Source organism: Tunturibacter empetritectus, assembly GCF_040358985.1.
Lineage (GTDB): Bacteria > Acidobacteriota > Terriglobia > Terriglobales > Acidobacteriaceae > Edaphobacter > Edaphobacter empetritectus.
The window spans coordinates 4,471,945-4,493,293 of sequence record NZ_CP132932.1 but is presented as its reverse complement, the minus strand read 5'-3'; the positions used below and the strand labels follow the sequence as shown (position 1 = coordinate 4,493,293).

22 protein-coding genes are annotated in these 21,349 nt (G+C 59.6%); 11 read left to right on the top strand and 11 right to left on the bottom strand.

Annotated elements, in window-relative coordinates:
• Nucleotides 1-163: 163 nt before the first annotated feature.
• Together RBB75_RS18860 and RBB75_RS18855 are read right to left on the bottom strand one after the other, a co-directional pair.
• A complete protein-coding gene (locus RBB75_RS18860) occupies nucleotides 164-472 on the bottom strand; it encodes a hypothetical protein (protein WP_179638162.1) in 309 nt (102 codons plus the stop codon).
• A 163-nt stretch (nucleotides 473-635) separates the two neighbouring features.
• Complete coding sequence (locus RBB75_RS18855) at nucleotides 636-1,562, bottom strand: hypothetical protein (protein ID WP_353068962.1); 927 nt, start codon at nucleotides 1,560-1,562, stop codon at nucleotides 636-638.
• A gap of 371 nt (nucleotides 1,563-1,933) precedes the next feature.
• Here RBB75_RS18855 and eno point away from each other — a divergent pair, with 371 nt between their 5' ends.
• The gene (eno, locus tag RBB75_RS18850) at nucleotides 1,934-3,226 is read left to right on the top strand and encodes a phosphopyruvate hydratase (RefSeq protein WP_353068961.1); all 1,293 of its coding nucleotides are present in this window, start codon (nucleotides 1,934-1,936) and stop codon (nucleotides 3,224-3,226) included.
• A 206-nt stretch (nucleotides 3,227-3,432) separates the two neighbouring features.
• Nucleotides 3,433-4,182 carry an SIR2 family NAD-dependent protein deacylase gene (locus tag RBB75_RS18845; protein WP_353068960.1) on the top strand — a complete coding sequence of 250 codons (750 nt, stop codon included), beginning with the start codon at nucleotides 3,433-3,435 and terminating at the stop codon, nucleotides 4,180-4,182.
• A 67-nt stretch (nucleotides 4,183-4,249) separates the two neighbouring features.
• Here the strand turns inward: RBB75_RS18845 and RBB75_RS18840 are convergent, their stop codons facing one another.
• Nucleotides 4,250-5,032 carry a PP2C family protein-serine/threonine phosphatase gene (locus RBB75_RS18840; protein ID WP_179638159.1) on the bottom strand — a complete coding sequence of 261 codons (783 nt, stop codon included), beginning with the start codon at nucleotides 5,030-5,032 and terminating at the stop codon, nucleotides 4,250-4,252.
• 335 nt (nucleotides 5,033-5,367) lie between these two features.
• Between RBB75_RS18840 and gpmI the strand changes: the two genes are divergently transcribed.
• Nucleotides 5,368-6,990 carry a 2,3-bisphosphoglycerate-independent phosphoglycerate mutase gene (gpmI, locus tag RBB75_RS18835; RefSeq protein ID WP_179638158.1) on the top strand — a complete coding sequence of 541 codons (1,623 nt, stop codon included), beginning with the start codon at nucleotides 5,368-5,370 and terminating at the stop codon, nucleotides 6,988-6,990.
• 129 nt (nucleotides 6,991-7,119) lie between these two features.
• Here gpmI and RBB75_RS18830 read toward each other — a convergent pair whose 3' ends face one another.
• The 6 genes from RBB75_RS18830 to RBB75_RS18805 form a co-directional block, all read right to left on the bottom strand.
• The gene (locus tag RBB75_RS18830; RefSeq protein ID WP_353068959.1) at nucleotides 7,120-8,136 is read right to left on the bottom strand and encodes a metallophosphoesterase; all 1,017 of its coding nucleotides are present in this window, start codon (nucleotides 8,134-8,136) and stop codon (nucleotides 7,120-7,122) included.
• A 133-nt stretch (nucleotides 8,137-8,269) separates the two neighbouring features.
• Nucleotides 8,270-8,848, bottom strand: coding sequence for a recombination mediator RecR (gene recR, locus RBB75_RS18825; protein WP_353070414.1), 579 nt, complete (start codon nucleotides 8,846-8,848; stop codon nucleotides 8,270-8,272).
• Between the two features lie 45 nt (nucleotides 8,849-8,893).
• Nucleotides 8,894-9,226: a YbaB/EbfC family nucleoid-associated protein gene (locus RBB75_RS18820; RefSeq protein WP_179638155.1), complete on the bottom strand. Its 333-nt coding sequence runs from the start codon at nucleotides 9,224-9,226 to the stop codon at nucleotides 8,894-8,896.
• A 27-nt stretch (nucleotides 9,227-9,253) separates the two neighbouring features.
• On the bottom strand, nucleotides 9,254-11,299 hold the full coding sequence (gene dnaX / locus RBB75_RS18815) for a DNA polymerase III subunit gamma/tau (RefSeq protein WP_179638154.1): 2,046 nt from the start codon (nucleotides 11,297-11,299) through the stop codon (nucleotides 9,254-9,256).
• 167 nt (nucleotides 11,300-11,466) lie between these two features.
• Nucleotides 11,467-11,925: an SET domain-containing protein gene (locus RBB75_RS18810; protein ID WP_179638909.1), complete on the bottom strand. Its 459-nt coding sequence runs from the start codon at nucleotides 11,923-11,925 to the stop codon at nucleotides 11,467-11,469.
• A gap of 261 nt (nucleotides 11,926-12,186) precedes the next feature.
• On the bottom strand, nucleotides 12,187-12,489 hold the full coding sequence (locus tag RBB75_RS18805) for a hypothetical protein (protein WP_179638153.1): 303 nt from the start codon (nucleotides 12,487-12,489) through the stop codon (nucleotides 12,187-12,189).
• Between RBB75_RS18805 and RBB75_RS18800 the strand changes: the two genes are divergently transcribed.
• Entirely contained in the window at nucleotides 12,473-12,802 is a 330-nt protein-coding gene (locus RBB75_RS18800; RefSeq protein ID WP_179638152.1) for a tetratricopeptide repeat protein, read from the top strand. The genes RBB75_RS18805 and RBB75_RS18800 overlap by 17 nt on opposite strands.
• Before the next feature lie 95 nt (nucleotides 12,803-12,897).
• Nucleotides 12,898-13,458, top strand: a complete 561-nt coding sequence (locus RBB75_RS18795) for a DinB family protein (RefSeq protein ID WP_179638151.1) — start codon at nucleotides 12,898-12,900, stop codon at nucleotides 13,456-13,458.
• A 49-nt stretch (nucleotides 13,459-13,507) separates the two neighbouring features.
• Here RBB75_RS18795 and RBB75_RS18790 read toward each other — a convergent pair whose 3' ends face one another.
• Nucleotides 13,508-13,948 (bottom strand): hypothetical protein, encoded by a 441-nt coding sequence (locus tag RBB75_RS18790; protein WP_179638150.1) that lies wholly within the window; start codon nucleotides 13,946-13,948, stop codon nucleotides 13,508-13,510.
• A 172-nt stretch (nucleotides 13,949-14,120) separates the two neighbouring features.
• Here RBB75_RS18790 and RBB75_RS18785 point away from each other — a divergent pair, with 172 nt between their 5' ends.
• The 5 genes from RBB75_RS18785 to bla all read left to right on the top strand — a co-directional run bounded on the left by RBB75_RS18785 (nucleotide 14,121) and on the right by bla (nucleotide 19,280).
• Entirely contained in the window at nucleotides 14,121-15,356 is a 1,236-nt protein-coding gene (locus tag RBB75_RS18785; RefSeq protein WP_257030933.1) for a tetratricopeptide repeat protein, read from the top strand.
• Between the two features lie 165 nt (nucleotides 15,357-15,521).
• A complete protein-coding gene (locus RBB75_RS18780; RefSeq protein WP_353068958.1) occupies nucleotides 15,522-16,553 on the top strand; it encodes an alpha/beta hydrolase in 1,032 nt (343 codons plus the stop codon).
• Nucleotides 16,554-16,639: 86 nt separating this feature from the next.
• Entirely contained in the window at nucleotides 16,640-16,957 is a 318-nt protein-coding gene (locus tag RBB75_RS18775; RefSeq protein ID WP_353068957.1) for a PspC domain-containing protein, read from the top strand.
• Nucleotides 16,958-16,959: 2 nt separating this feature from the next.
• Nucleotides 16,960-18,279 carry a diaminopimelate decarboxylase gene (lysA, locus tag RBB75_RS18770; RefSeq protein ID WP_353068956.1) on the top strand — a complete coding sequence of 440 codons (1,320 nt, stop codon included), beginning with the start codon at nucleotides 16,960-16,962 and terminating at the stop codon, nucleotides 18,277-18,279.
• Between the two features lie 107 nt (nucleotides 18,280-18,386).
• Nucleotides 18,387-19,280, top strand: a complete 894-nt coding sequence (gene bla / locus RBB75_RS18765; protein ID WP_353068955.1) for a subclass B3 metallo-beta-lactamase — start codon at nucleotides 18,387-18,389, stop codon at nucleotides 19,278-19,280.
• Between the two features lie 42 nt (nucleotides 19,281-19,322).
• Here the strand turns inward: bla and RBB75_RS18760 are convergent, their stop codons facing one another.
• Nucleotides 19,323-20,162 (bottom strand): hypothetical protein, encoded by an 840-nt coding sequence (locus tag RBB75_RS18760; protein WP_353068954.1) that lies wholly within the window; start codon nucleotides 20,160-20,162, stop codon nucleotides 19,323-19,325.
• Nucleotides 20,163-20,578: 416 nt separating this feature from the next.
• Here RBB75_RS18760 and RBB75_RS18755 point away from each other — a divergent pair, with 416 nt between their 5' ends.
• Entirely contained in the window at nucleotides 20,579-21,328 is a 750-nt protein-coding gene (locus RBB75_RS18755; RefSeq protein ID WP_353068953.1) for a YebC/PmpR family DNA-binding transcriptional regulator, read from the top strand.
• Nucleotides 21,329-21,349: the final 21 nt, after the last annotated feature.

Here is a 21,349-nt window from a genome sequence, read left to right as displayed (position 1 = left end):
CGTATTTCATCTTTGCCTCTACGTTGCCTAACCACCGCCTATCAACGAGGAATCGCGTCAGCACTCATCACACCGACAAAGAAAAAGGGGGCTCCGCAAGAGCCCTGCTAAAACATACTCAACCGCAGTAGCCATCGAATGAGCGGGCACGCTAAGGAATCCATCACCCCTTTGCCGGGACCGCGGCCGCCTTTACGCTTGGAGTCGCACTGGCTGCCGGAGCAGCCTTCGGCACGGTAACACCCAGATAGCCATCGACGGTTGCAACCGGGATGCCAAGGTTTGAAGCTATTTGAAAGAGTGCCTGCCCCTGTTGCTTCATCAGGTGAATCTGCGCAGCTTGCGAGAGCTTCACCGTGTCCCCGGGTGCCGAAACCGGTCTCTGAACGACCTCCGTTGGGGTCGATTCAGAGGGCGAGGGAGCAGCAACGGGCGATTGAGACGAGAGAGAGCCAGAGATAGAAACAGCCATGAAGTGTCCTTTCCTACACACGGGGTAAGATCGGCAGACCGGCTGAAGACATCTCGTTGTATCAAATGGTGTCGCTTGTGTCGTAGAACGACACAAGACTCACGGAACATTCGCAACCTGTTCACGCAGAGAATTGGGTGAACAGGCTGTATCGCTCGCAAAGTTACTGCGTAGCGCCCACTCCACCCACCGCAACAGGATTCAAGCTACTCACGGGCGAGCCACTCAGCGGAGTCAAAATCATTGGTGTAGTCAGACTGAACACCAGCAGCTCATCCTTCGGCAGCGTAGCCTGTCGATCCTGCTTCAACCAGATCACCGTGCTCACGCCCGCTCCAATGCCAGCACCCACCACTGCGCCAACGCCGCCGCCAACCAGCGCTCCAGCCACCGCGCTCGCCCCAGTCACGCCGCCCGCAACCGCCAGCATCTCCTTCGGATGATCCTTGCGCTTCAACGTTCCTTCGTTGTTGACATTGAACTCGCTCTTGCCCGTATCGATCAGCTGAGCATGAACAATATAGTGCGTCCCATCCGGCAGCGTGACATCGTTCGTCTCCAGATGCAGCAACGCCGCACCCGTAATTCGCCGCCCACCGCGAACCTCCGTCACTCGCCCCTCAAGAATTGATCCAGCGGGAATGATCACACGTCCATTCCTCTCGATTGCTTCCGTAACAGTCGCCGAAAATCTCGTCCCCGCGATCGTCCTGTCTGTAGCCAGCGTCTCACCAATCTTTACCTTCAGCAGAGTCCCTTCCCGCAACGTGCCAGTACGCTCCGGCACACTCGTCACAATCATCGCGTCCGGATCGTTCGGATCATCCGCCGAAGGTTCAGCCATCATCAAGCTCGAACCCGCAGCTGTCGCACCCTGGTACGGAACATAAGGCCCATACTGTGCCGCAGGCGACGAAGGAGCAACCACCGGCACATCCGCACTCGGCTTCGCTATCGGCGTCTGCTGAGTCGCATCATCTGTACTCGAGATTGCAGCAGAGTCAGGGTGCGAAACTCCCGTCATAGCACTCTGAGAGAACGCGGGAGCAGCAGCAAGAACAAGAGCGGCGGTGGTGATGTGCATCTTCATGGCGATACCTCGGTGAAAATTTCTTGGACCAACTAGAGCGCCCGGTCTTTCAGCACCCTTATTACTCCAAAGAATAAAACTCCCCCGGCTTCCATGGAACAAATTCCTTACCCCGGAATCGACCCTGCTAATAAGCCCTTCAACGCTCAGGTAACGCTCATCGATTCATTGGACGTTGCGGCAATCTCAACGTCTCCTTTGCTAGAATCCGACAGGTGAGCCCATCCGACGCAAAGCTTGTCGAGTCCATCACCCTCGCAGGTGGCAGCACCCTCCCAGTCGACCGTCGCCCAAAGTTAAACGAACGCTTGAACCACCGCGTCGTAGCCCAACATTCCGCAACGCCAAGCCAATCACAATTCAGGAGCAACATGACCGAGATCGTCTCAATCCATGCACGCGAAATTCTTGACTCCCGCGGTAATCCCACTGTCGAGGCCGACGTCCTCCTCGACAGCGGAGCCAAAGGCCGTGCCGCCGTACCCAGCGGAGCCTCCACCGGAGAGCACGAATCCGTAGAACTTCGCGACGGAGATAAAGAGCACTACCTCGGTAAAGGCGTCCTCCAGGCCGTCGAAAACGTCGAGACCATCCTCGGTCCCGAACTCACCGGCATGGACGCCAGCAACCAGCGCCTCATCGACGCGACCATGATCAACATCGACGGCACGGAGAACAAATCGAAACTAGGCGCCAACGCCATCCTCGCCGTCTCCATGGCCGTAGCCCGCGCCTCCGCCGAAGCCCTCAAACTCCCGCTCTACCGCTACCTCGGTGGAGTCAACGCCTGCCTCCTCCCCACGCCCATGATGAACATCCTTAACGGCGGCAGTCACGCAGACTCCAACGTCGACTTCCAGGAGTTCATGGTCATGCCCGTCGGCGCCGAAACCTTCTCCGACGCGCTCCGCTGGGGCACCGAGGTCTTCCACACCCTCAAAGGCGTTCTCAAGAAGAAGGGCTATAACACCGCCGTAGGCGACGAAGGCGGCTTTGCTCCCTCACTCAAATCCAACGACGAAGCTCTCGACCTCATCCTCGAGGCCATCCAACTCGCCGGCTACACCGCAGGCGAAGATATCTCCATCGCTCTAGACCCCGCCTCCAGCGAGTTCTACAACAAAGAGACCGGCAAGTACGTCTTCAAAAAATCCGACAAGCGCGAGCTCTCCTCCGCTGAGATGACCGCCTATTGGGAAAACTGGGTTCGCCAGTATCCCATCATCAGCATCGAAGACGGCCTCGCCGAAGACGACTGGGACGGCTGGAAGCACCTCACCGAAGTCCTCGGCGACAAGGTCCAGCTGGTAGGCGACGACCTCTTCGTCACCAACACCCAGCGCCTCCAGCAGGGAATCGAACAAAAAGTAGCCAACTCCATCCTCATCAAGGTCAACCAGATCGGCACTGTCTCCGAGACCCTCGAAGCCATCGAGCTGGCCCGTCGCTTCGGCTACACCAGTATCATCAGCCACCGCAGCGGCGAGACCGAAGACACCTTCATCGCTGACTTGGCCGTAGGCACAGGAGCAGGCCAGATCAAAACCGGCAGTGCCTCCCGCACCGACCGCATCGCCAAGTACAACCAGCTCCTCCGCATCGAAGAAGAGCTAGGCCAGTCCGCCGAATTCCTCGGCATCGAGTCCGTCAACTTCGGCGAATAAAAATGTCCTGCCGGACGGGCCGCCTGCGCGGCGCGCGGTCACTTCGTGACGGGTATACCGGTCTCGGCAGCCAAGCATCAAAGGTCCTCGCGTTGCTCGGAATCCAAAGCCGAGCAACGCGAGGACTCATGCCTCTAAACAAGCAACACAAGTCACGAAGTGACCGCCCGAATCGGGGTCCCCGCAAACAGGTCTTTGTTTGCGGGGTGACCAAGCGCAGCGGGCCCGTCAGGCAGGACAACCGCATCAAAACCCTCATGCACGTAACCCCACAAGACCGTCTCTTCGTCCTAACCGGAGCCGGTATCTCCGCCGAAAGCGGCCTCGCCACCTTCCGCGGCTCCGGCGGCCTCTGGAACGGCTATCGCGTCGAGCAGGTAGCCACTCCAGAAGCCTGGGCCGCCGATCCCGAACTCGTCTGGCACTTCTACTCCCAGCGCCGCCGCAATGCCATCTCTGCCCAACCCAACGCTGGGCACATCGCCCTCGCCAAAATCGAACATCAACTAGGCGACCGCTTCTACCTCTGCACGCAAAACGTCGATGAACTCCACGAGCAAGCCGGCTCCCAGCGCATCCACCACATGCACGGCAACCTCTTCCAATCCCGTTGCACCCGCTGCAACCAGCCCTTCTCAGACACCGCTCTCTACGAGACCGCCGCAACCCTCCCCACCTGCGATCGCTGCGGCTCCCCCGTCCGTCCTCACATCGTCTGGTTCGGCGAAATCCCCCTCGACATGGACGCCATCTACCGCAAGCTCGAACGCGCCACTGTCCTCCTCGTCGTAGGCACCTCCGGCTCCGTCTATCCTGCTGCCGGCCTCGTCCACATCGCCAACCAGCAGGGCACTCGCACCATCTACATCGGCCCCGAAGAACCACTCAACCATGAAGCCTTCGACGAGATCCTCCTCGGCACCGCCACCGAACTCCTCCCCGCTCTTGTCCCGTAAATCCCGTAGAAAAGGCGCCCGAGGCGCATCAGGCTCGCTGTGAGCATTTCCATCGAACCACCGCACCCTAACCCGCTTTGGCGTGCCTCACCAGCGCAAGCGCAGTCAGATCCTCATCGTCCCGTCGCGGCCCAAAGGGATTGAGCCCCCTATACCAGGGAACCCGCTTGAATTCCTCGGCCGCCTTCAACGCCGCGCGGCAAATCTCCGTCGCCGATTGGGTTTGGGTCTCATCCAGCAGCGGAATCAGACGCTCTACCCCAAAGTGCGTCCGTCCATGCTGCGTCTCCATTACACCCTTGGTCACCAGCAGCAGCTTTGCCCCTGGCTCAAACGCCTGCATCACAGGCTCATGCGTCAGGTGCGTAAACAGACCCAGCGGAGCCGATTCGCTCGGCAGAATTCGCGCACCCTCCGCGTCATGAAACACCGCCGTCAGGCCACCCGCATTCACATAGGCAAGAACCCCAAGCGACACATCGTAGCAACCCAGAAAGGTCGGGGAAAATCGAACTCCCTTCGCCGCCCGGATCAACGCATGGTTCACCGCCTGCGCCAGCTGAGCCGTAGCATCCATCACATTCGTGCCAGCCGGCCCCAGCAGCTCTGTAGCGCTCCCGCGAAAGATCCTCTGAACCTCGGCCGCAATCGGTTGCGTTGCTTCTTTGGTGCCCGCAATATCGGTCAGCAGAAAGATCACATGCGAGCCAAGGTCCACCGCATCAAAAAAGTCTCCGCCCGTCCGCACCGAGTGATACTCCGCATGCAGGTCAACACCCTGCAGCCCTGGCAGCTCCATTCGCCGAGGAGTTCGGTCCACCGCTGCCGCATCCTCTTGAGAAGACTTCATCGCATATCCACCCAACGAACCACCCTCGTGATTGTAACCCCCCGCGTTACTCACGGAACTCCCCGAAGAACTGTCCTTTCGACAGGAACGAGATTTTTGTTTCGCGAAGTGAAAAAACTGCTGTTCGTCGTTACCGGTTCTCTTTTTTGCCAACCCAAAGAGGTGGTGTCATCCTGAGGAAAGGCGCTAATAACACCATCGTGAGTGCCACGGTCGAAACAAGCATTTGCCGCTGCCAGTTCAAACGCCGATCCCCGAATCAACACTCCCCGGCTTTGTTGATATCCTGACCACGAGCCTCGAACCCACAACCATCCGCGAGAGACAAGCCCATCATGCCCAAAGCACCTGTAGTCCTCACCATCCTCGACGGATGGGGTTACCGCGCCGAGACCCACGGCAACGCCATCGCCCAGGCCCGCAAACCCACCTACGACGCGCTCCTCCGCGACTACCCCAACACTCTCCTCCGCGCCAGCGAACACTTCGTCGGCCTCCCCGACGGCCAGATGGGCAACAGCGAAGTCGGCCACCTCAACCTGGGTGCCGGCCGCATCGTCCGCATGGACATGACCCGCATCGACACCGCGATCCTCGACGGCAGCCTCTACACCGACCCCACGCTCGTCCGCGCCTATGAGCTGACAGCCCAGAAGGGAAGAGCACTCCACCTCATCGGCCTCCTCTCCGACGGCGGCGTCCACTCCCACCAGCGCCACCTCGACGCCCTCATCCGCATGGCCGCCCGGCATAGGCTCACCCGCGTCTACATCCACGCCTTTATGGATGGCCGCGACACCATGCCTACCAGCGGCCTCGGCTACTTAGAACTACTCCAGCAGACCCTCCGCGAAGCCGGCATCGGCCACATCGCCTCCGTCAGCGGCCGCTACTACGCCATGGACCGCGACTGCCGCTGGGAGAAGGAGCACCAGGCCTTTGACGCCCTCGTTACCGGCCACCCCGAAGGCGGCACCTACCCTGACCCACTCCTTCGAATCAAGGACCTCTACAACAGCGGCATTACCGACGAGTTCATCCCACCCTTCACCTGCACTAACTCAGAAGGCGACCCCATCGCCCTCATCCGCGACGAAGACGTCGTCATCAACTTCAACTATCGCGCCGACCGCGTCCGCCAGATCACCCGCGTCCTCACCCGCAAGTCCGGCCTTACCGCCGACCCCATCGGCAGCCAGGGCCATCAACTCCCCAAAGCCGCCGAACTCGACGCCGAGATCCCCCTCGACCTCATCCCCTCCAACCTCCACTACGTCTGCATGACCCAGTACGACAAAAACTTCAAACTCCCCATCGTCATCCCCGCCGAGTCGATGGACAATCTCCTAGCCAACCTCATGTCCCAGGCCAACCTCCGCAACCTCCGCGTAGCCGAGACCGAGAAATACGCCCACGTCACCTACTTCTTCAACGGCGGCATCGAAAAGCCCTTCCCCGGCGAAGACCGCGCCCTCGTCGACTCGCAAAAGGTAGCCACCTACGACCTCGCCCCCGAGATGTCCGCCGCAGGCATCGCCGATGCCGTCCTCAAAGCCGTCAACGACACCGCCTTCGACGTCATCATCGTCAACTTCGCCAACGCCGACATGGTTGGCCACTCCGGCAAGATGGAGCCCACCATCCGCGCCGTCGAAACCGTGGACACCCAACTAGGCCGCATCTATCAAGCCATCAAACAACGCGGCGGCTCGCTTCTGGTCACCGCCGACCACGGCAACGCCGAGATGCTCATCGACCCCGCAACCGGCGGCCCGCACACGGCCCACACCACCAACCCCGTACCCTTCCTCTACATCACCAAAGACGGCAACAAGCCAACCATGCGCGAAGGCGGCAGCCTGCGCGACATCTCCCCCACTATCCTGTCGCTGCTAAACGTAGAACAACCCAACCAAATGACCGGCGGCAACCTCCGCGCAAAACCTAATGCCGACTAATTTTCTTCCGACCAAAGGGAGGACCCACACTCCTAACCCATCGAGACCGGTACACACGTCACGAAGTGACCGCCTCCCGCGCAGGGAGCCCGTCCGGCAGGACGATACGGCGCGAAGCGCAAGCAGTATTCAAGCGAAGTTAGTAACCGTCCCATCCACCTTCTTAGTAAACGCGTGGATCAACCGCCCCTTCTCATCCAGATGCCTCAGCGTAAGCGTCTCCGGAGTAACCTCAAGATCGCTGAACCCATAAACCCGCTGCGCATAAGGCCCACGCTGAGCCTCATCAATCACAAGAGGATACAAGTCCGCGCCACCCCCACCGGACAACACAAACGAAGTAGGATGCCCCTCAAACTCCAGATGCTGCATATCATGATCATGCCCGGCCAGATACATATGAGCTTTATGCTTCCTTAGTAGCGGCTCCCAGTCCCGAACCAGCACCTTATGATCCCCATGCGGCCCATTCGAAAAGATCGGATGATGCCCCATCACAATAAGAAACGGAGTCGTCCTTGGCTTCTCCAACTCCGCCGCCAGCCAGGTCAACTGATCCGCCTGCTGCGCTGGAGTCAAGGTAAAGTTCTCTCCTTTGTTCGGCTTGCCGTCCTCGTGCGGCATGTTGCTGTCCAGCGCAATCACCGTCATCAACGGCTTCTTCGCCGGAAACTCAAAGCTGTACCAGAGCGAAGGCATCGTCCACCGCGTCCTACCTGCCTTCGCATACTCTAGCTCCGCCGCCACCTTGCTCGCCGGCATCGTCTGGTAGTCATGGTTGCCCGGAATTGCATACGCCTGACAGTCGAACACGCTCTTCGGATACATCTCCTCAAACTGCGTCTTCCACCGCGGGTCTTTCACCCCGCCCGGCAACGGCCCATACCAGTTATCCCCCAGCATAAGCAGCCCCTCGGTCCTGAACCCCTGCTCCCGCACATACGCCTGCATCGCAGCGGCCACGCGGCTCTGGGCCTGGAAGTCCTCATAACCCCAATCCCCCACCATCAACAACCGCGACCCACCCCGGGACCCCGCAGGTTTCGCACCAGCCAAAGAAGGTAAACTGCCAAGCCCGGCTAGCGCACTAAAAGCAAAACTCTGTCGAAGAAAGCCGCGGCGGGACAGCGCGTTATTCACAGTCATACTGTTTTTATAACACTGCCTTGTTACACAGTGTTGACGAGGCATTCAGCGATTCTTAATCTTGGGAGCGACAAAGAAGGCGAGTTCACTCAAGAAAACGAGCCACACAAGCAAATCATCTCAGGTCATGCAGCTAGAACTCGCGCCGTCCCTCCATCGCTCGTGTCATCGTCACTTCATCGGCGTATTCAATATCGCTCCCCGCCGGGACTCCCGTAGCAATCCGCGTCACCTTTACCTCGCCCTTTGTCTTGCGCAACTCCAGCGCAAGATACCCAGCCGTCGCCTCGCCCTCAGTCGTCGGCGAAGTCGCAAGGATCACCTCATCCACCTCCGCCAACCGGGTCAGCAGATTCGCAATTCGCAACTGCTCCGGGCCCACTCCACCAATCGGCGACAGCGTCCCATGCAGCACGTGATACACCCCGTGATAACTCCGCGTCTTCTCAATCGTCGCAATATTGGTAGGCTCTTCCACCACGCAAACCACCCGCTGATTCCGCACCGGACTCGTGCAATATCCACAAGGATCGACGTCGGTGATGTTGTTGCAGACTGAGCACAGCCGCAGATGCAGCTTCAACTCACGGATCGCAACTGACAAAGCCTCGGCATCCTCCGCCGAGGACCGCAGCACATGAAACGCCAGCCGCTGCGCACTCTTGCTTCCAATTCCAGGGAGCTTCCTCAACTCCTCGATCAGCCGCGACATCGGCTCCGCAAAGCGGCTCGGCGCTGCATGGAACGAACCAGCCACCTAGCCCAACCCCGGCAGATCCGGCAGGCCCAGCCCACCCATCATTCCGGCCACGCTCGACTTCATCGCCTCATCGGCCCGCCGCCCCGCCTCATTCACCGCCGCCGCAATCAGATCCTCCAGCAACTCCAGATCGCTTGCCGAACTTCCCATCGCAGTCGACTCAATCTTTACCCGAAGGACTTCCTTCTTGCCATTCATCCGCACCGTCACCACCCCGCCGCCGCTTGAAGCTTCCACCACCGTCGCAGCGAGCTTCTTCTCCATCTGCTCCTGCATCAGCTTCGCCTGCCCCATCATCTCTTTCATCTTACCCAGATCAGAAAAATCCATCCTCACCCCCAAACCTGCTCTTCGTGCCTAATCGTTATCCCGCAGATCGATCACATTCCGAACCTCGGCATTGAACAACGTCTGCGCCCTCTGCACAATTGGATGCTCCAACGCCTTTGCCTGAACGCTTCCACTCTTCGCTGCCCTCGGCTTTTTTGCGCTGTCAGCACTCTTCACGCCCGGCAGTAGCACCAGCTTCAACGCTCCAGCACCTGCACCTCGCAGTGCAGTCTTTACCAGCTTCTCTGCCTCCGCGTTGATCACCATCGGCAGCATCGTCTTTGAAAGCTCCGTCTGCACCCGAATTTCGTTCTCCGTTACGGTCCACTCTGCATCCGCCAGAGCATCCGCTGCTGTCGCCTGATTCTTTGCAGCCGACGACGCATCAACAGCCACCCTCTGCAGCTCTTCCGAAGAATGTAACGAAGTCGGTTGCATATCAGAGCTGCCCGCACTCTGTGCCACCGCTTCTTCAATCGGCACGAACACCGGCAAAGCCACAACTGCCGTCTCCGCCAAATCCCCAGTCTCCATCAGCGCAGCTCCGAGCACATCACCGTCAGTCAGCACCATCTCCGCAGGAGTCGCCACGGGTGCTGGTGTCGGAACAGCCACACGCATAGGCATCGGCGCAACGATCGACACAACAGGAGCCACAGGCAAAACTGCAACCGGTGCAGCCGCTACCGCCTTCTCATCAAATCGATTTCTACTCTGGTCTTTTTCAAACGGAGAAAACGCCGGTCTGGCGCTCGCCACCGTTGTGCTCGTCTCCAACACCCGCGCCGTCGCAGCTCCGCTCACCGGACCCCTGGCAGGCGCGGAAGCCGAGCTCACCGTCCTCGCCGTCGCCACACCCGGGCCAGGCCGCGAGCCGCCGCCAACAGGGAACTGGCTCAACACCTCTTCAATCGGCAACAGCCGCCGCAGATGCACCAGTTTCAACAGTCCCAGTTCGAAGTGAAACCGCTGCTCCTGCCGATATCCCAACTCATCAAACGTCCTCAGCATCACCTGCAAAAATCGCGTCAGCTCTTCTTCGCCGAACAACGCAGCCGACCGCCCAGCACGCCGCTGCTCATCGGCCGAGATCTGCAGCAGTTCCCCCGCAACCCCATCCGCACCGGCCCCATCCACGCCGATCCCCGCAATCTTTGCAATCACTGCATTCCGCAGATACCTCACAAACTGCCGTGCCAGCTGCGCCGGAGAGTTTCCCGCATCCAGCAACTGGTTCGCAACCGTAATCACCTCTGCGCTGCGATTTCCATCTACCGCCTCGAGTATCCGCTCAAACACCGCATTTGGAACCGTCCCCATCAGCTCCCGAATCTGTCCCGCATCCAGCCGCGCTCGCCCGTCTTCCACCGGTGCGCTCGCAATCGCCTGGTCCATAATCGACAGCGCATCGCGCATCGACCCATCGCCAGCCTCGGCCAGCAAACTCAGCGCAGACTCATCCGCATCTACGCCCTCCCGCTCTGCAATGCCGCGCAACTCACCCAGAATGTCCACCAGCTTCACCGCATGAAAGCTGAAGTGCTGACATCGCGACCGCACCGTCTGCGGAATATCCTCCGGCTGCGTCGTCGCCATCATAAAGACGATATGATCCGGCGGCTCTTCCAGCGTCTTCAACAGCGCATTGAAAGCCGCATCCGTAATCTGGTGCGCCTCATCCAGAATGTAAATCTTGTACTTATCCCGAGCCGGCCGATAGCGCGCAGCATCCCGCAGCTCACGAATCTCATCGATACCGCGGTTAGTCGCTGCGTCGATCTCAATCACATCCACCGCATTGCCTGCTTTGATCTCCGTGCAGCTCTCGCAGACCTCGCAGGGCTCTGCCGTAGGCCGCACCGCCGACCCAATCGCATTCCGGCAGTTCAGCGCCATCGCCAGGATTCGCGCAATAGTCGTCTTTCCAATGCCGCGATGTCCGCTAAAGATATAACCATGCGCGATGCGGCCCTGTGTCAGCGCATTCATCAGCGTCACGGTCACGTGGTCCTGTCCCGCAACATCTACGAAACGCTGGGGCCGGTATTTCCTAGCAAGTACCTGATATGCCATATAGAAAAGATAGGGAAGTCACAACTGTCGCGACCGGTCCGCAGCCTCTATTGTATCGCCCATCGCCCAGCCATTTATCCTCTGCAACGAATGGCGCCGAAGGCGCGTCAGCCTCGATGGCAGATCGCGCCGTGCGCGCAGCACGCCTTTAGCTTTTGAAGTTATATCTACCGCCCAGTCCGAGCCAAAGCCCGAGCCTTCCGCGCCCGCCGCTTCACCTCAGCCTCGCTGAACATCGTCCCCCGGCACTTCGTCGCTCCGCAATAGCAGTTCTGCTCGTCATCGTCGCTGTCGTAGAGGTTGTACTCATAGGTCAACTCCTCGCCGGCGGCGATATCCCGGATCGCAACCACAAACACGCGACCATCGACGTTCTCCGACTCGCAGTTTGGATCGCAAGAGTGATTGATAAACATGGCCGTACCAAACCCGTCGATCACCAACCCATTCTCCCCGCAGCTGAACAGGTAGGTAATATCCCGATCCTGATATCTGTCGTCCGCCTCGTCCTTAGTAAACCGCGGCCCGTCATACTCGCAGACCCGCTTCCCTTTCTTGATCGCCCGCGTGGTATAACAGCCCGCTGCATGAATCGACGAAGAACGAATAATTAGCCCATCAACCATAGTCAAAGAAGTTCCATCCAATAAAATAATAAAAATAAAACGGTTAAAATAGTGGCAGAGAAACAGCCAAGGTGAGCTGACTATAACAAACCACCTCGCAACACCGTCCAAGTACCGAATAAGAACTCTGAACCTCATGACAACCGGCTCTAAAACCCGCGCAACGCTCGCTGTGTTCCTCTTCTCCGCAGCCTGCCATGCCCAGTCCACGCCAGCGCAAAACCCACCCGCACCATGCCCGGCTCCCGGTCAAAACACATCTCAACCCGCCACGCCATGCTCCCCGCCGCCATCGGTAAAGAAGCCCTCAACCGCCGAACAGTTCCCCTTCCCCGGGAGCCCCGCAAAGCCTTCGACCCCTTCAGACTCTTCCCCAACACCTCCGCCCGACTCCCCCAGTCCCGCCACAAAACCCTCCTCAGCTGCAGAGGAGCATCCCTTTCCCACAACGCCCGCCCCCAGACTTCCAGGCGACGACTCCAGCAGCAGTAGCAGCAGCTCCGACTCCAGCTCCACCCCAGACCCCGACGCCGTTCCCGACACCGACATGCCGAAGCCAGGCACCGAAGGCAGCTCCGTCCACCGCAAGCTCCCCAAGGTCAAGCGTGTCCAAACAGACGACGAGCGCGTAGACGAAGACCTGAAAGTCGCAAAGTTCTATATGCGCGACGATAACCTTCCCGGTGCCTACCTTCGCGCCCAGGACGCCGTCAAAACCCAGCCTGACTACTCAGCCGCGCACTACGCCCTCGCCGAGATCGCACAAAAGATGAAGAAGAAAGACGAGGCTATCGCCGAGTTCCAGACCTACCTGAAGCTCGATCCCGATGGCGAAAGAGCGAAAGAAGCTCATAAGGCATTGGATCAACTCAAGTAACCGGCCACCGCAGATCCCTGCCAGTCCATCTCCTCCGCACACCCGCAGAGACACTAGCCCCCACGTCTGTAACCGGTGTAACGTAGTCCTGTCTTATGAACTCAACCCTCCATCGCCTTCAGCGCGAGATCGCCTTCTCCCTCGGCGGACTCGACGCCGCTCAAACCCAGCTCCAACCACCCTCGCGCCCCCATAAGTGGACCATCCAGCAGATCATGGAGCATCTCCTGCTCAGTTACTCCGGCACCGAGCTGGCTCTCAACGCCCGACTCGCCAAACAAGCTCCCACCCGCGCAAAGCCCAGCATCCCCCAACATCTCGGCCAGTACACGCTTATCCGTCTCGGCTACTTCCCGCACGGACGCAAAGCTCCGCCCATGGTGACGCCTGCTCCCACGGCCCATCCTCTCTGCGGCGAAGAGCTCACCACCGCCGCCGCCGAACATCTCGCTCACCTCGACCTGCTCTGCGCTGAAGCGGAAGAGTTCTTTGGAACCAAATGCAAGTTTGCCAGCCACGCAGTCCTCGGCCCGCTCGACGTCAATCAGTGGCGAAAGTTCCAGCTCATTCACGGCGAGCATCACCTCAAGCAGATCCTCGCCATTCGCAAAGCCCACAGTCTTTCGCCCATCGATCGACCAACCCACCAGGCGTAAGAAAAAGTAGATTTCGAAACCGCCGTTTCAAGGTCGCGAGCTCGGCGGTTTATTCCTCCGACTCACCTACCGCAGCCTCAGCCTTTTCTTCTTCCAGATCGTCCTCGACCCGCAGGTAACGTCGCATATAACGAAGCGGCTCTTCGGCAGCAGCCATCTCCTTCAGGTGATAGAGCCACGCATCCTCCCTCGCGCTCCGTCGCGTATATCCCTTCCGCTGCACCGTCCCGATCGACCCGTCCTTCATCCTGCGCGTAAACGACTGCATTGGAACCTGGAAGGTCATCAACTCCCCCGGCTTCCAGAAACTCGACGCAAACTCATGCGAGAACAGCAGCGCATAGTAACGCCGCTCCGCTGCCAGCATCTCCACTGCATGCCGCGCGCTCTGCCACGGCAAACCAAGCTTCCCCACATACCATTTGCGGAACTCGAACCCGTTGCTACGCGCCTGCCCGACTAGTAACTGAAGCAACTCAACCCGTGTCATAAAATCCGTTTCCGTTTGAAAGAAGGATACCGCTGCATCTCGGTCCGTCCCGATGCCCACAGGGTACAGTCTGCGATGTCATGCGTCCAACTCCGTGTACGCTATCAAAGATGAGTCTCAGCATCAGAGTCTGCATCGCAAGCTGCCAACTTCCTTAAACGCTTCGCAGCCCATGGCCCGGAGAAGAACTATAAAACGCAGCGTCAAAACTTTCAGCCTCCTCCTCGCACTCGCGCTGGCTGCTCCCTCCCACTCGCAGTCCTACAATCCTGCCGCCCACACCGACCCCATCAACCTCACCCCCCAGGTTCGCGACGCCTTCGAGCACTTCTACGACCTCGACTATGAAGGCGCTCTCTCCCGCTTCGAGGCCGTGCAGCGCGCCAATCCGCAAAGCGTCATCGCCACCGGCAACATCCTGCTTACCCTCGTCTTCCGTGAGCTCTACCGTCAGGATCTCCTCGACACCACCTACTACGCCCACGACTCTTTCCTCACCTCCAAACGCAACGTCCCCGTTCCCCCACCCATCCGCGACCGCATCGAATCCCTCACAAACCAGGCCGTAGCCCTCGCCGATCAGCAGATTAAAGCCAATCCCAACGACGCCAACGCCTACTTCGCCCGCGGATACGCCCGCGGCATGCACGCCGCCTTCATCACGCTCGTTGATCACAGTTACGTCGCCGCAGCCCGTCAGGGTCTTGCCTCCCGCAACGACAGCGAAGCTACCCTCAAGATCGACCCCGACTACGCCGACGCCAAGATGGCTATGGGTATCCAACAGTTCGCCGTTGCCAGCCTCCCACGCCTCGTCCGCATGCTAGTAGGAATCGCCGGCGTAGGGGGCAACAAAGAAAAAGGCCTCGACCTCCTCCGTGAATCCGCCGCCCACGGTATCGTCACGCCCATCGAGTCCCGCACCGCGCTCTCGCTCTTCCTGCGCCACGACGCCCGCTACGCCGAAGCCATCGCCGTCCAGAAGGGCCTCGCCGATCAGTATCCCCGCGACTATCTCTTCCGCCTCGAGGTGGCCAATCTCACCAAGGACTCCGGCAACGGTCCCGGAGCCATCACTCTCTATAACGCGATTCTCGCCGACGCCAAAAAGCCCGGCTACTTCATCGAGCCGCGCCTCCACATGACCTACTTCGGTCTTGCCGACACCCAGCGCGGCCAGAACCAGATCGCCGCCGCCGCCCAGAACTACATCAAGGCCGCTGCCCAACCAACCTGCAGCGACTGGATCCGCCGTCGCGCCCAGCTCAACGCCGGCGAGATGTTCGACCTCCTCCACAAACGCGAAGAAGCTACCAAACAATACGAGCTAGCCTCAGCCGGAGGCGGCGATCAATCCCAATCCGACGCAGCCCACCGTTACCTCAAGACGCCCTACACCGGAAAATAAAGGTGCGCAGCACGACACGCACGCCACGAAGTGGCCGCGCCACGCGCAGTGGGCCCGTCCGGCAGGACACATGCGGCGAAGCAAGCGCAATCCAAGTCGCGACGATTGCGAGCAAGTAAGCGAACCCAGGCTTACCCCGCAAGCTCTGCTAGCCTGATCAAACCTATGCGAGCCCACCTAGCCCTCATCACCCTGATAGCAGTCGCCACAACCCTCTCCGCCCAACAGCCCCCGCGAACCAACACCAGCACCCTCGACGCCAACGGCACCGCACACATCACCCGCGTCGTTCCCGTCCCCACCACCATCAGCTCCGAGGCCCAAGCCTCCCTACGCCGCCCCGCCGGAGCCGAAAACCGAACCCTGGCCGAGCGCCGCACCAGCACCGACGCCTGGCAGACCCGCGCCGGCGAAACATCCCGCAAAGCCTACCCCGTCAAGATCGAATCGCTCACCATCGCCAACGTCCCGGTACGCAACGTCCTCCCCCTTGAAGACACACACCCCGACCACGTCCTCATCAACGTCCACGGCGGCGGCTTCAACTCCGACTCCGGCTCCTTCACCGAGTCCATCCCCATCGCCAACCTCACTCACACCCGCGTCGTTGCCGTCCTCTACCGCCTCGCACCCGAGCACCCCTTTCCTGCCGCCATCGACGACACCATCGCCGTCTACCGCGACCTCCTCAAGACTTACAAGCCCGCCCACATCGCCCTCTACGGCACCTCTGCCGGAGCCATCCTCACCGCCGAAGTAGCCGTCCGCCTCAAGCAGCTCAACCTGCCCCTCCCCGCAGCCCTCGGCATCTTCTCCGGCATGGGCGACTTCAGCCAGAACGGCGACTCCCTCTCCCTTTATGCCCTCCGCGGCCTCACCGGCAGCCTCTCAGTAGCCGGCACCGAGCCTCGCAGCACCGAGTACACCGGCACCACCGACCCTAAATACCCCGTTCTCTCGCCCCTCTACGCCGACCTCCACGGCATGCCTCCCACCCTTTTCATCACCAGCGGCCGCGACATTCTCCTCAGCGGCACCGGCATCCTGCATCGCGCCTTCCTCCGCAGTGGAGATGACGCCCGTCTCATCGTCTTCGAAGCCCTTCCCCACGCCTTCTGGAACGACATCAGCCTCCCCGAGACCAAAGAAGCCTACGGCTACATGGCCGACTTCTTCTCCCAGCAGCTGAACCGCTAACTGTCGGATAAACTGAACTAACAGCCCAATCTTTGCGTATTCAACCTCGAGAGCATATGGCAAAATAGAAGCTCTCGGAGACACCTATGTACTGCACACAGTGTGGCAATAAAGTCGATCCCTCCTCCCGCTTCTGTACTGCCTGTGGAGCGCCCGCGCCGTCAGTTCCTCCCCCGATGGGCTACTACCCGGCCGCAACCACGCAACTCACACGCCCACGCACCAACCGCATGATTGCCGGCGTCTGCGCAGGCTTCGCCCTCCACTACGGCTGGGATCTCAACCTCGTCCGCGTTCTCACCGCACTCATGATCGTCCTCACCGGCGTCGGCGCCATCGCCTACATCGCCGCCTGGGTCATCATCCCCGAAGCCCCCTACGCGTTTCCCGTAAAGAGCACCTAAGTTTGTCAAAAAAGATCGCCGCAACCCCGCCTCTAATCGAGGCCAATCCACGCCCCTTTGCCTACCGCAATCGTCTCCTCTACTGCGACGGAGCCGACCTCACCGCGCTCGCCGCCGAACACGGCACACCTCTCTACGTCTACTCCGCCCAACAGATCTCCCACCGCCTCCAGCTCTTCAAAGGCGCCTTCGCCACTCGCCCCCACACCATCTGCTACGCCGTCAAGGCAAACTCTTCCCTTGCCATTCTGCGTCTCCTCGCCAAACAGGGAGCAGGCTTCGACATCGTCTCCGGCGGCGAACTCGAACGCGTCCGCAAAGCCCACAAACCCGCCCTCAAAAAAGTAGTCTTCTCTGGCGTAGGCAAACAAACATGGGAGATCGACGCCGCCCTCGAAGCCGACATCCTCCTCTTCAACGTAGAGTCCGAAGCCGAACTCCATCTTCTAGCCGCTCGCGCCGAAGCCATCGGAAAAGTCGCCCGCTTCGCCCTCCGCGTCAACCCCGACGTCTTCACCGAAACCCACCCCTACATCTCCACTGGCCTCAGCGAGCACAAGTTCGGCATCGACATCAAAGCCGCACGAGCCATCTATCGCAGTGCAAAAAAGTCAAAGTGGCTCGACCCCGCAGGTGTATCCGTCCACATCGGCTCGCAGATCCGCAAGGTAGATCCCTTCGCCGCTGCGCTCACCCGCGTCACCAGCCTTATCGCGGATCTACGAAAAGACGGCCACAATATCCGCTACGTCGACGCTGGTGGAGGTCTCGGCATTGACTACGGCGCGACAGCGTTCGATCCAGCGAAACAGGTAGCAAAGTACGCCGCTGCACTTACGAAGGGTTTAGGAACAGAATCCGCCCATCTCCTCCTTGAGCCCGGCCGCTTCATCATCGCGCAGGCTGGCGCGCTCCTCACCCGCGTCCTCTACGTTAAAAAGAACGGCACCAAAACCTTCGTCATCACCGACGCAGGCATGAACGACCTCATCCGCCCAGCACTCTACCACGCGCACCACGAGATCATTCCCATCAAACAACCAGCAGGGAAGCAGCCCCTCCCGGAAACCGACGAGAACAAAGTAGACGTAGTCGGCCCTGTCTGCGAGTCCGGAGACTTCTTCGCCCGCGACCGCGTCCTGCCTCCCGTAAAGCCGAACGACCTCCTCCTCCTCCTCGACGCCGGAGCCTACGGCATGTCCCAAACCTCCAACTACAACTCCCGCCCCCGCCCCGCCGAGATCCTCATCGACGGCGCCACCGCAAAACTCATCCGCCGCCGCGAAACCATGCGCGATCTCCTCGCCCCCGAACTTCTCTAACGCCAAACAAAGCACGAATCAGGGGAGTGCCTTTGAAGTCAATGAGCGCTCTGCCTTCTTCGATGTTTCGGACTAACTTATCCTCTTACGCTCTGCTACAAAGCAGAATGCGCCTTATCCTCTCCTGCCTGTTCTTGCTTTTATTTGTTAACCCTAATGTCGTCCTCGCTGAGACAAACCCTTCATGGACAACTCCGATTGCTCCGTTTCGAATAGCTGACAACCTCTACTACGTGGGAAGCCACGACCTTGCCAGCTACCTCGTTGTCACGCCACAAGGAGACATCCTCATCAACGCGAACCTGGCTACCTCTCCGTCGCAGATACGGGCGAGTGTGGAGAAGTTAGGTTTTCACTGGAATGAAATCAAGATTCTGCTCAACAGCCAGGCGCACTTCGATCACATGGCAGGCGCGGCGGAAGTGATTCGCGAGACCCATGCGAAGAACATGGTGATGGACGGTGACGCGAGCGTCGTTGAAACCGGCGCACGGACGGACTTCTTAGCGCCTTCGTCTAACGTCCCGGGGTACGCTCCAGTTCCTGTAGATCGCGTTCTCCATGACGGAGACACGGTAAGTCTGGGGGATGTGACTCTGACAGCCCACAAAACCGCAGGCCATACGCGCGGATGCACCACATGGACGATGCGCTCTCACCTTCCGGGAGAGCCAGCGGGAACGATGCGCAATATCGTCATCGTCGGAGGCACAGGTTTCTGGTCGGAGTATCACTTCGTCGCCACCCCCGGCCATCCCGTAAGCTACCCCGGCATCGTTCAGGACTTTCAGCATACGTTTTCGACGCTGCACAGTTTGCCCTGCGATCTCTTTCTTGGAGCCCATGGCGGGTACTTCGACATGCTCACCAAACTGAAGCGCTACCCGAAAGATGGCCCCCGTGTCTTTATCGACCCTGCCGGCTACAAGGAGTTCGTCGCCGACGCTCAGGAGACCTTCGAGAAGGCTCTAAGCAAACAGGAAGCCGCCGCGGCTCATTGACGTTCTGCCTACAGTTTTTTCCACTCATGCGATGCGATGGTGTCATCTCGCAGAACTAATTGACTGTCGCACCCCGGCCAGCGGCGCCTTCGCGTCAAACACAACTCCATTATTCGGCCCCGCGCTCACGCCCAACTCTCTCCACAACGCCGGCAGATCCACAGGGACTGGGCTGTCGCTCCACTTCGCGTACATGTCGGTCAGAACAGTAGTTCCCGTAGCGCGATCCCCAATCTGCAGCACACGCGACAACGGCCAATCCTTATCGATTCCACCCCCGTTATCCACAACCGCTCGCAGCGCATCCCTAAGCCCCTTCTTGTCATTCGTCTGACGTCGAATCGAAACATCCGCCATCAGACAAAACATCGCCCCACCCCAGTATGTCCGACCCCACGTCTGTGTCTCATTCAGTCCGCGATCACCACGCCCTGGCTCACCATTGTGCATCTCGTGCAGAAACTCCGCCCAAACCCTGTTTTCAGTCAGCCTGCCAGTCCCCGCCCGCGCAATCGGTTCGATGTACGTCGCCAATCCCTCTTCCATCCAGTGCTGATCATCCGGAAGATCCGGCAACGCTGTATGCACAAGCTCATGCGTCATCACCCAGTCGTCCTTCAGATCGTCTCTGGTCGCATGCTGCGCCAAACGAATCCGTGTCACAGCAGGGAAGCCACCCATATCTCCCCACGTCGTGCCGTGAATCGAATCGGACTCGCCCGCGTTCGGCTCGATCACCACTCGCGCCCGCGACACCGGAAACTTGCCGTAGAACACCGCCACCGAATGCGCCGATGCCTGCACCCACGAGACAATGTCAGAGTGCGACAGATCAAGATCTCCCGCCGCAAAGTCCACCTGAATCGTGCTTCCACGCTCCACAAAACTCTGCGAAGCAACGATCTGCTCATTTTTCCAGTGCCGTCCTTGCGCGCAACCAACACAGCAAGGCCAGAGAAGCGTCAGGCACACGCACATCAGTACACCAGTCCGTCCCCACAAACATCTCATCCCAACCTCAAACCGGACTCTGCCCGATCACTCGATCTCTTATAGGACTCGCCCGCAGCCGAAACAGTTTCACCGGCCCGCCGCATGCGCTTGCTCTCATCAACTTGCCAAAACCACAAAGATGGCGGGTGCCCCATATCTCGATTCTGAGATGCGGGCATTCGCGCGACAGCGCGAACCCTCCTCGAACCGGATGCATGATTCCCCCCTCAACATGCTAAAATCACAAGGTCGCGCAAGCCCGCAACCGATCGTAGGCACACGCAAAATCAACACCGAGGTAGTCCATGTCCGGCCACTCAAAATGGGCGACAATTAAGCATAAAAAGGGCGCAACAGACGCCAAACGCGGCAAGATCTTCACCCGCCTCATCAAGGAAATCACCATCGCCGCCAAGACCGGCGGAGGCGATCCCGACGGTAACCCCCGCCTCCGTGGCGCCATCGTTGCCGCCAAGGCCGAGAATATGCCCGCCGACAATATAAAACGCGCCATTCAGCGCGGAACCGGCGAACTCGAAGGCGTTAGCTACGAAGAGATTACCTACGAGGGCTACGGTCCCGGCGGCGTAGCCGTCATCGTCGACGTCCTCACCGATAACAAGAACCGCGCCGTAAGCGAGATCCGCCATGCTTTCTCCAAGAACGGTGGAAACTTGGGCGAATCCAACTCCGTCTCATGGATGTTCAGCAAGAAGGGCGTGGTCACCATCGCCAAATCAGCCGCAGGCGAAGACAAACTCACTGAGATCGTCCTCGATGCAGGTGCCGAAGACCTCTCCGACGAAGGCGAAAACTGGGAGGTACTCACCGACCCCAAAGACTTCGAAGCAGTAACCGAAGCCCTCAAAGCCGCCAAGATCACCCCCGAACACGCCGAGGTCACCAAGATCGCTTCCACCTACACCAAACTTGAAGGCACACAAGCCAACGCTATGATCCGCCTCCTCGAGACCATCGAAGACCTCGACGACACGCAAAACGTCTACTCCAACTTCGACTTCGACGAAGCGGCAGTCGCCAATGCAAGCCATTGATCGAAGACGGTAGCTAAGCCC

Bases quoted from the DNA above. Each gene is read 5' to 3' on its own strand.
- RBB75_RS18860 (WP_179638162.1), bottom strand. From the start codon at position 472: ATGGCTGTTTCTATCTCTGGCTCTCTCTCGTCTCAATCGCCCGTTGCT.
- RBB75_RS18855 (WP_353068962.1), bottom strand. From the start codon at position 1,562: ATGAAGATGCACATCACCACCGCCGCTCTTGTTCTTGCTGCTGCTCCC.
- eno (WP_353068961.1), top strand. From the start codon at position 1,934: ATGACCGAGATCGTCTCAATCCATGCACGCGAAATTCTTGACTCCCGC.
- RBB75_RS18840 (WP_179638159.1), bottom strand. From the start codon at position 5,032: ATGAAGTCTTCTCAAGAGGATGCGGCAGCGGTGGACCGAACTCCTCGG.
- gpmI (WP_179638158.1), top strand. From the start codon at position 5,368: ATGCCCAAAGCACCTGTAGTCCTCACCATCCTCGACGGATGGGGTTAC.
- RBB75_RS18830 (WP_353068959.1), bottom strand. From the start codon at position 8,136: ATGACTGTGAATAACGCGCTGTCCCGCCGCGGCTTTCTTCGACAGAGT.
- recR (WP_353070414.1), bottom strand. From the start codon at position 8,848: ATGTCGCGGCTGATCGAGGAGTTGAGGAAGCTCCCTGGAATTGGAAGC.
- RBB75_RS18820 (WP_179638155.1), bottom strand. From the start codon at position 9,226: ATGGATTTTTCTGATCTGGGTAAGATGAAAGAGATGATGGGGCAGGCG.
- dnaX (WP_179638154.1), bottom strand. From the start codon at position 11,299: ATGGCATATCAGGTACTTGCTAGGAAATACCGGCCCCAGCGTTTCGTA.
- RBB75_RS18810 (WP_179638909.1), bottom strand. From the start codon at position 11,925: ATGGTTGATGGGCTAATTATTCGTTCTTCGTCGATTCATGCAGCGGGC.
- RBB75_RS18800 (WP_179638152.1), top strand. From the start codon at position 12,473: ATGCCGAAGCCAGGCACCGAAGGCAGCTCCGTCCACCGCAAGCTCCCC.
- RBB75_RS18795 (WP_179638151.1), top strand. From the start codon at position 12,898: ATGAACTCAACCCTCCATCGCCTTCAGCGCGAGATCGCCTTCTCCCTC.
- RBB75_RS18790 (WP_179638150.1), bottom strand. From the start codon at position 13,948: ATGACACGGGTTGAGTTGCTTCAGTTACTAGTCGGGCAGGCGCGTAGC.
- RBB75_RS18785 (WP_257030933.1), top strand. From the start codon at position 14,121: ATGGCCCGGAGAAGAACTATAAAACGCAGCGTCAAAACTTTCAGCCTC.
- RBB75_RS18780 (WP_353068958.1), top strand. From the start codon at position 15,522: ATGCGAGCCCACCTAGCCCTCATCACCCTGATAGCAGTCGCCACAACC.
- RBB75_RS18775 (WP_353068957.1), top strand. From the start codon at position 16,640: ATGTACTGCACACAGTGTGGCAATAAAGTCGATCCCTCCTCCCGCTTC.
- bla (WP_353068955.1), top strand. From the start codon at position 18,387: ATGCGCCTTATCCTCTCCTGCCTGTTCTTGCTTTTATTTGTTAACCCT.
- RBB75_RS18755 (WP_353068953.1), top strand. From the start codon at position 20,579: ATGTCCGGCCACTCAAAATGGGCGACAATTAAGCATAAAAAGGGCGCA.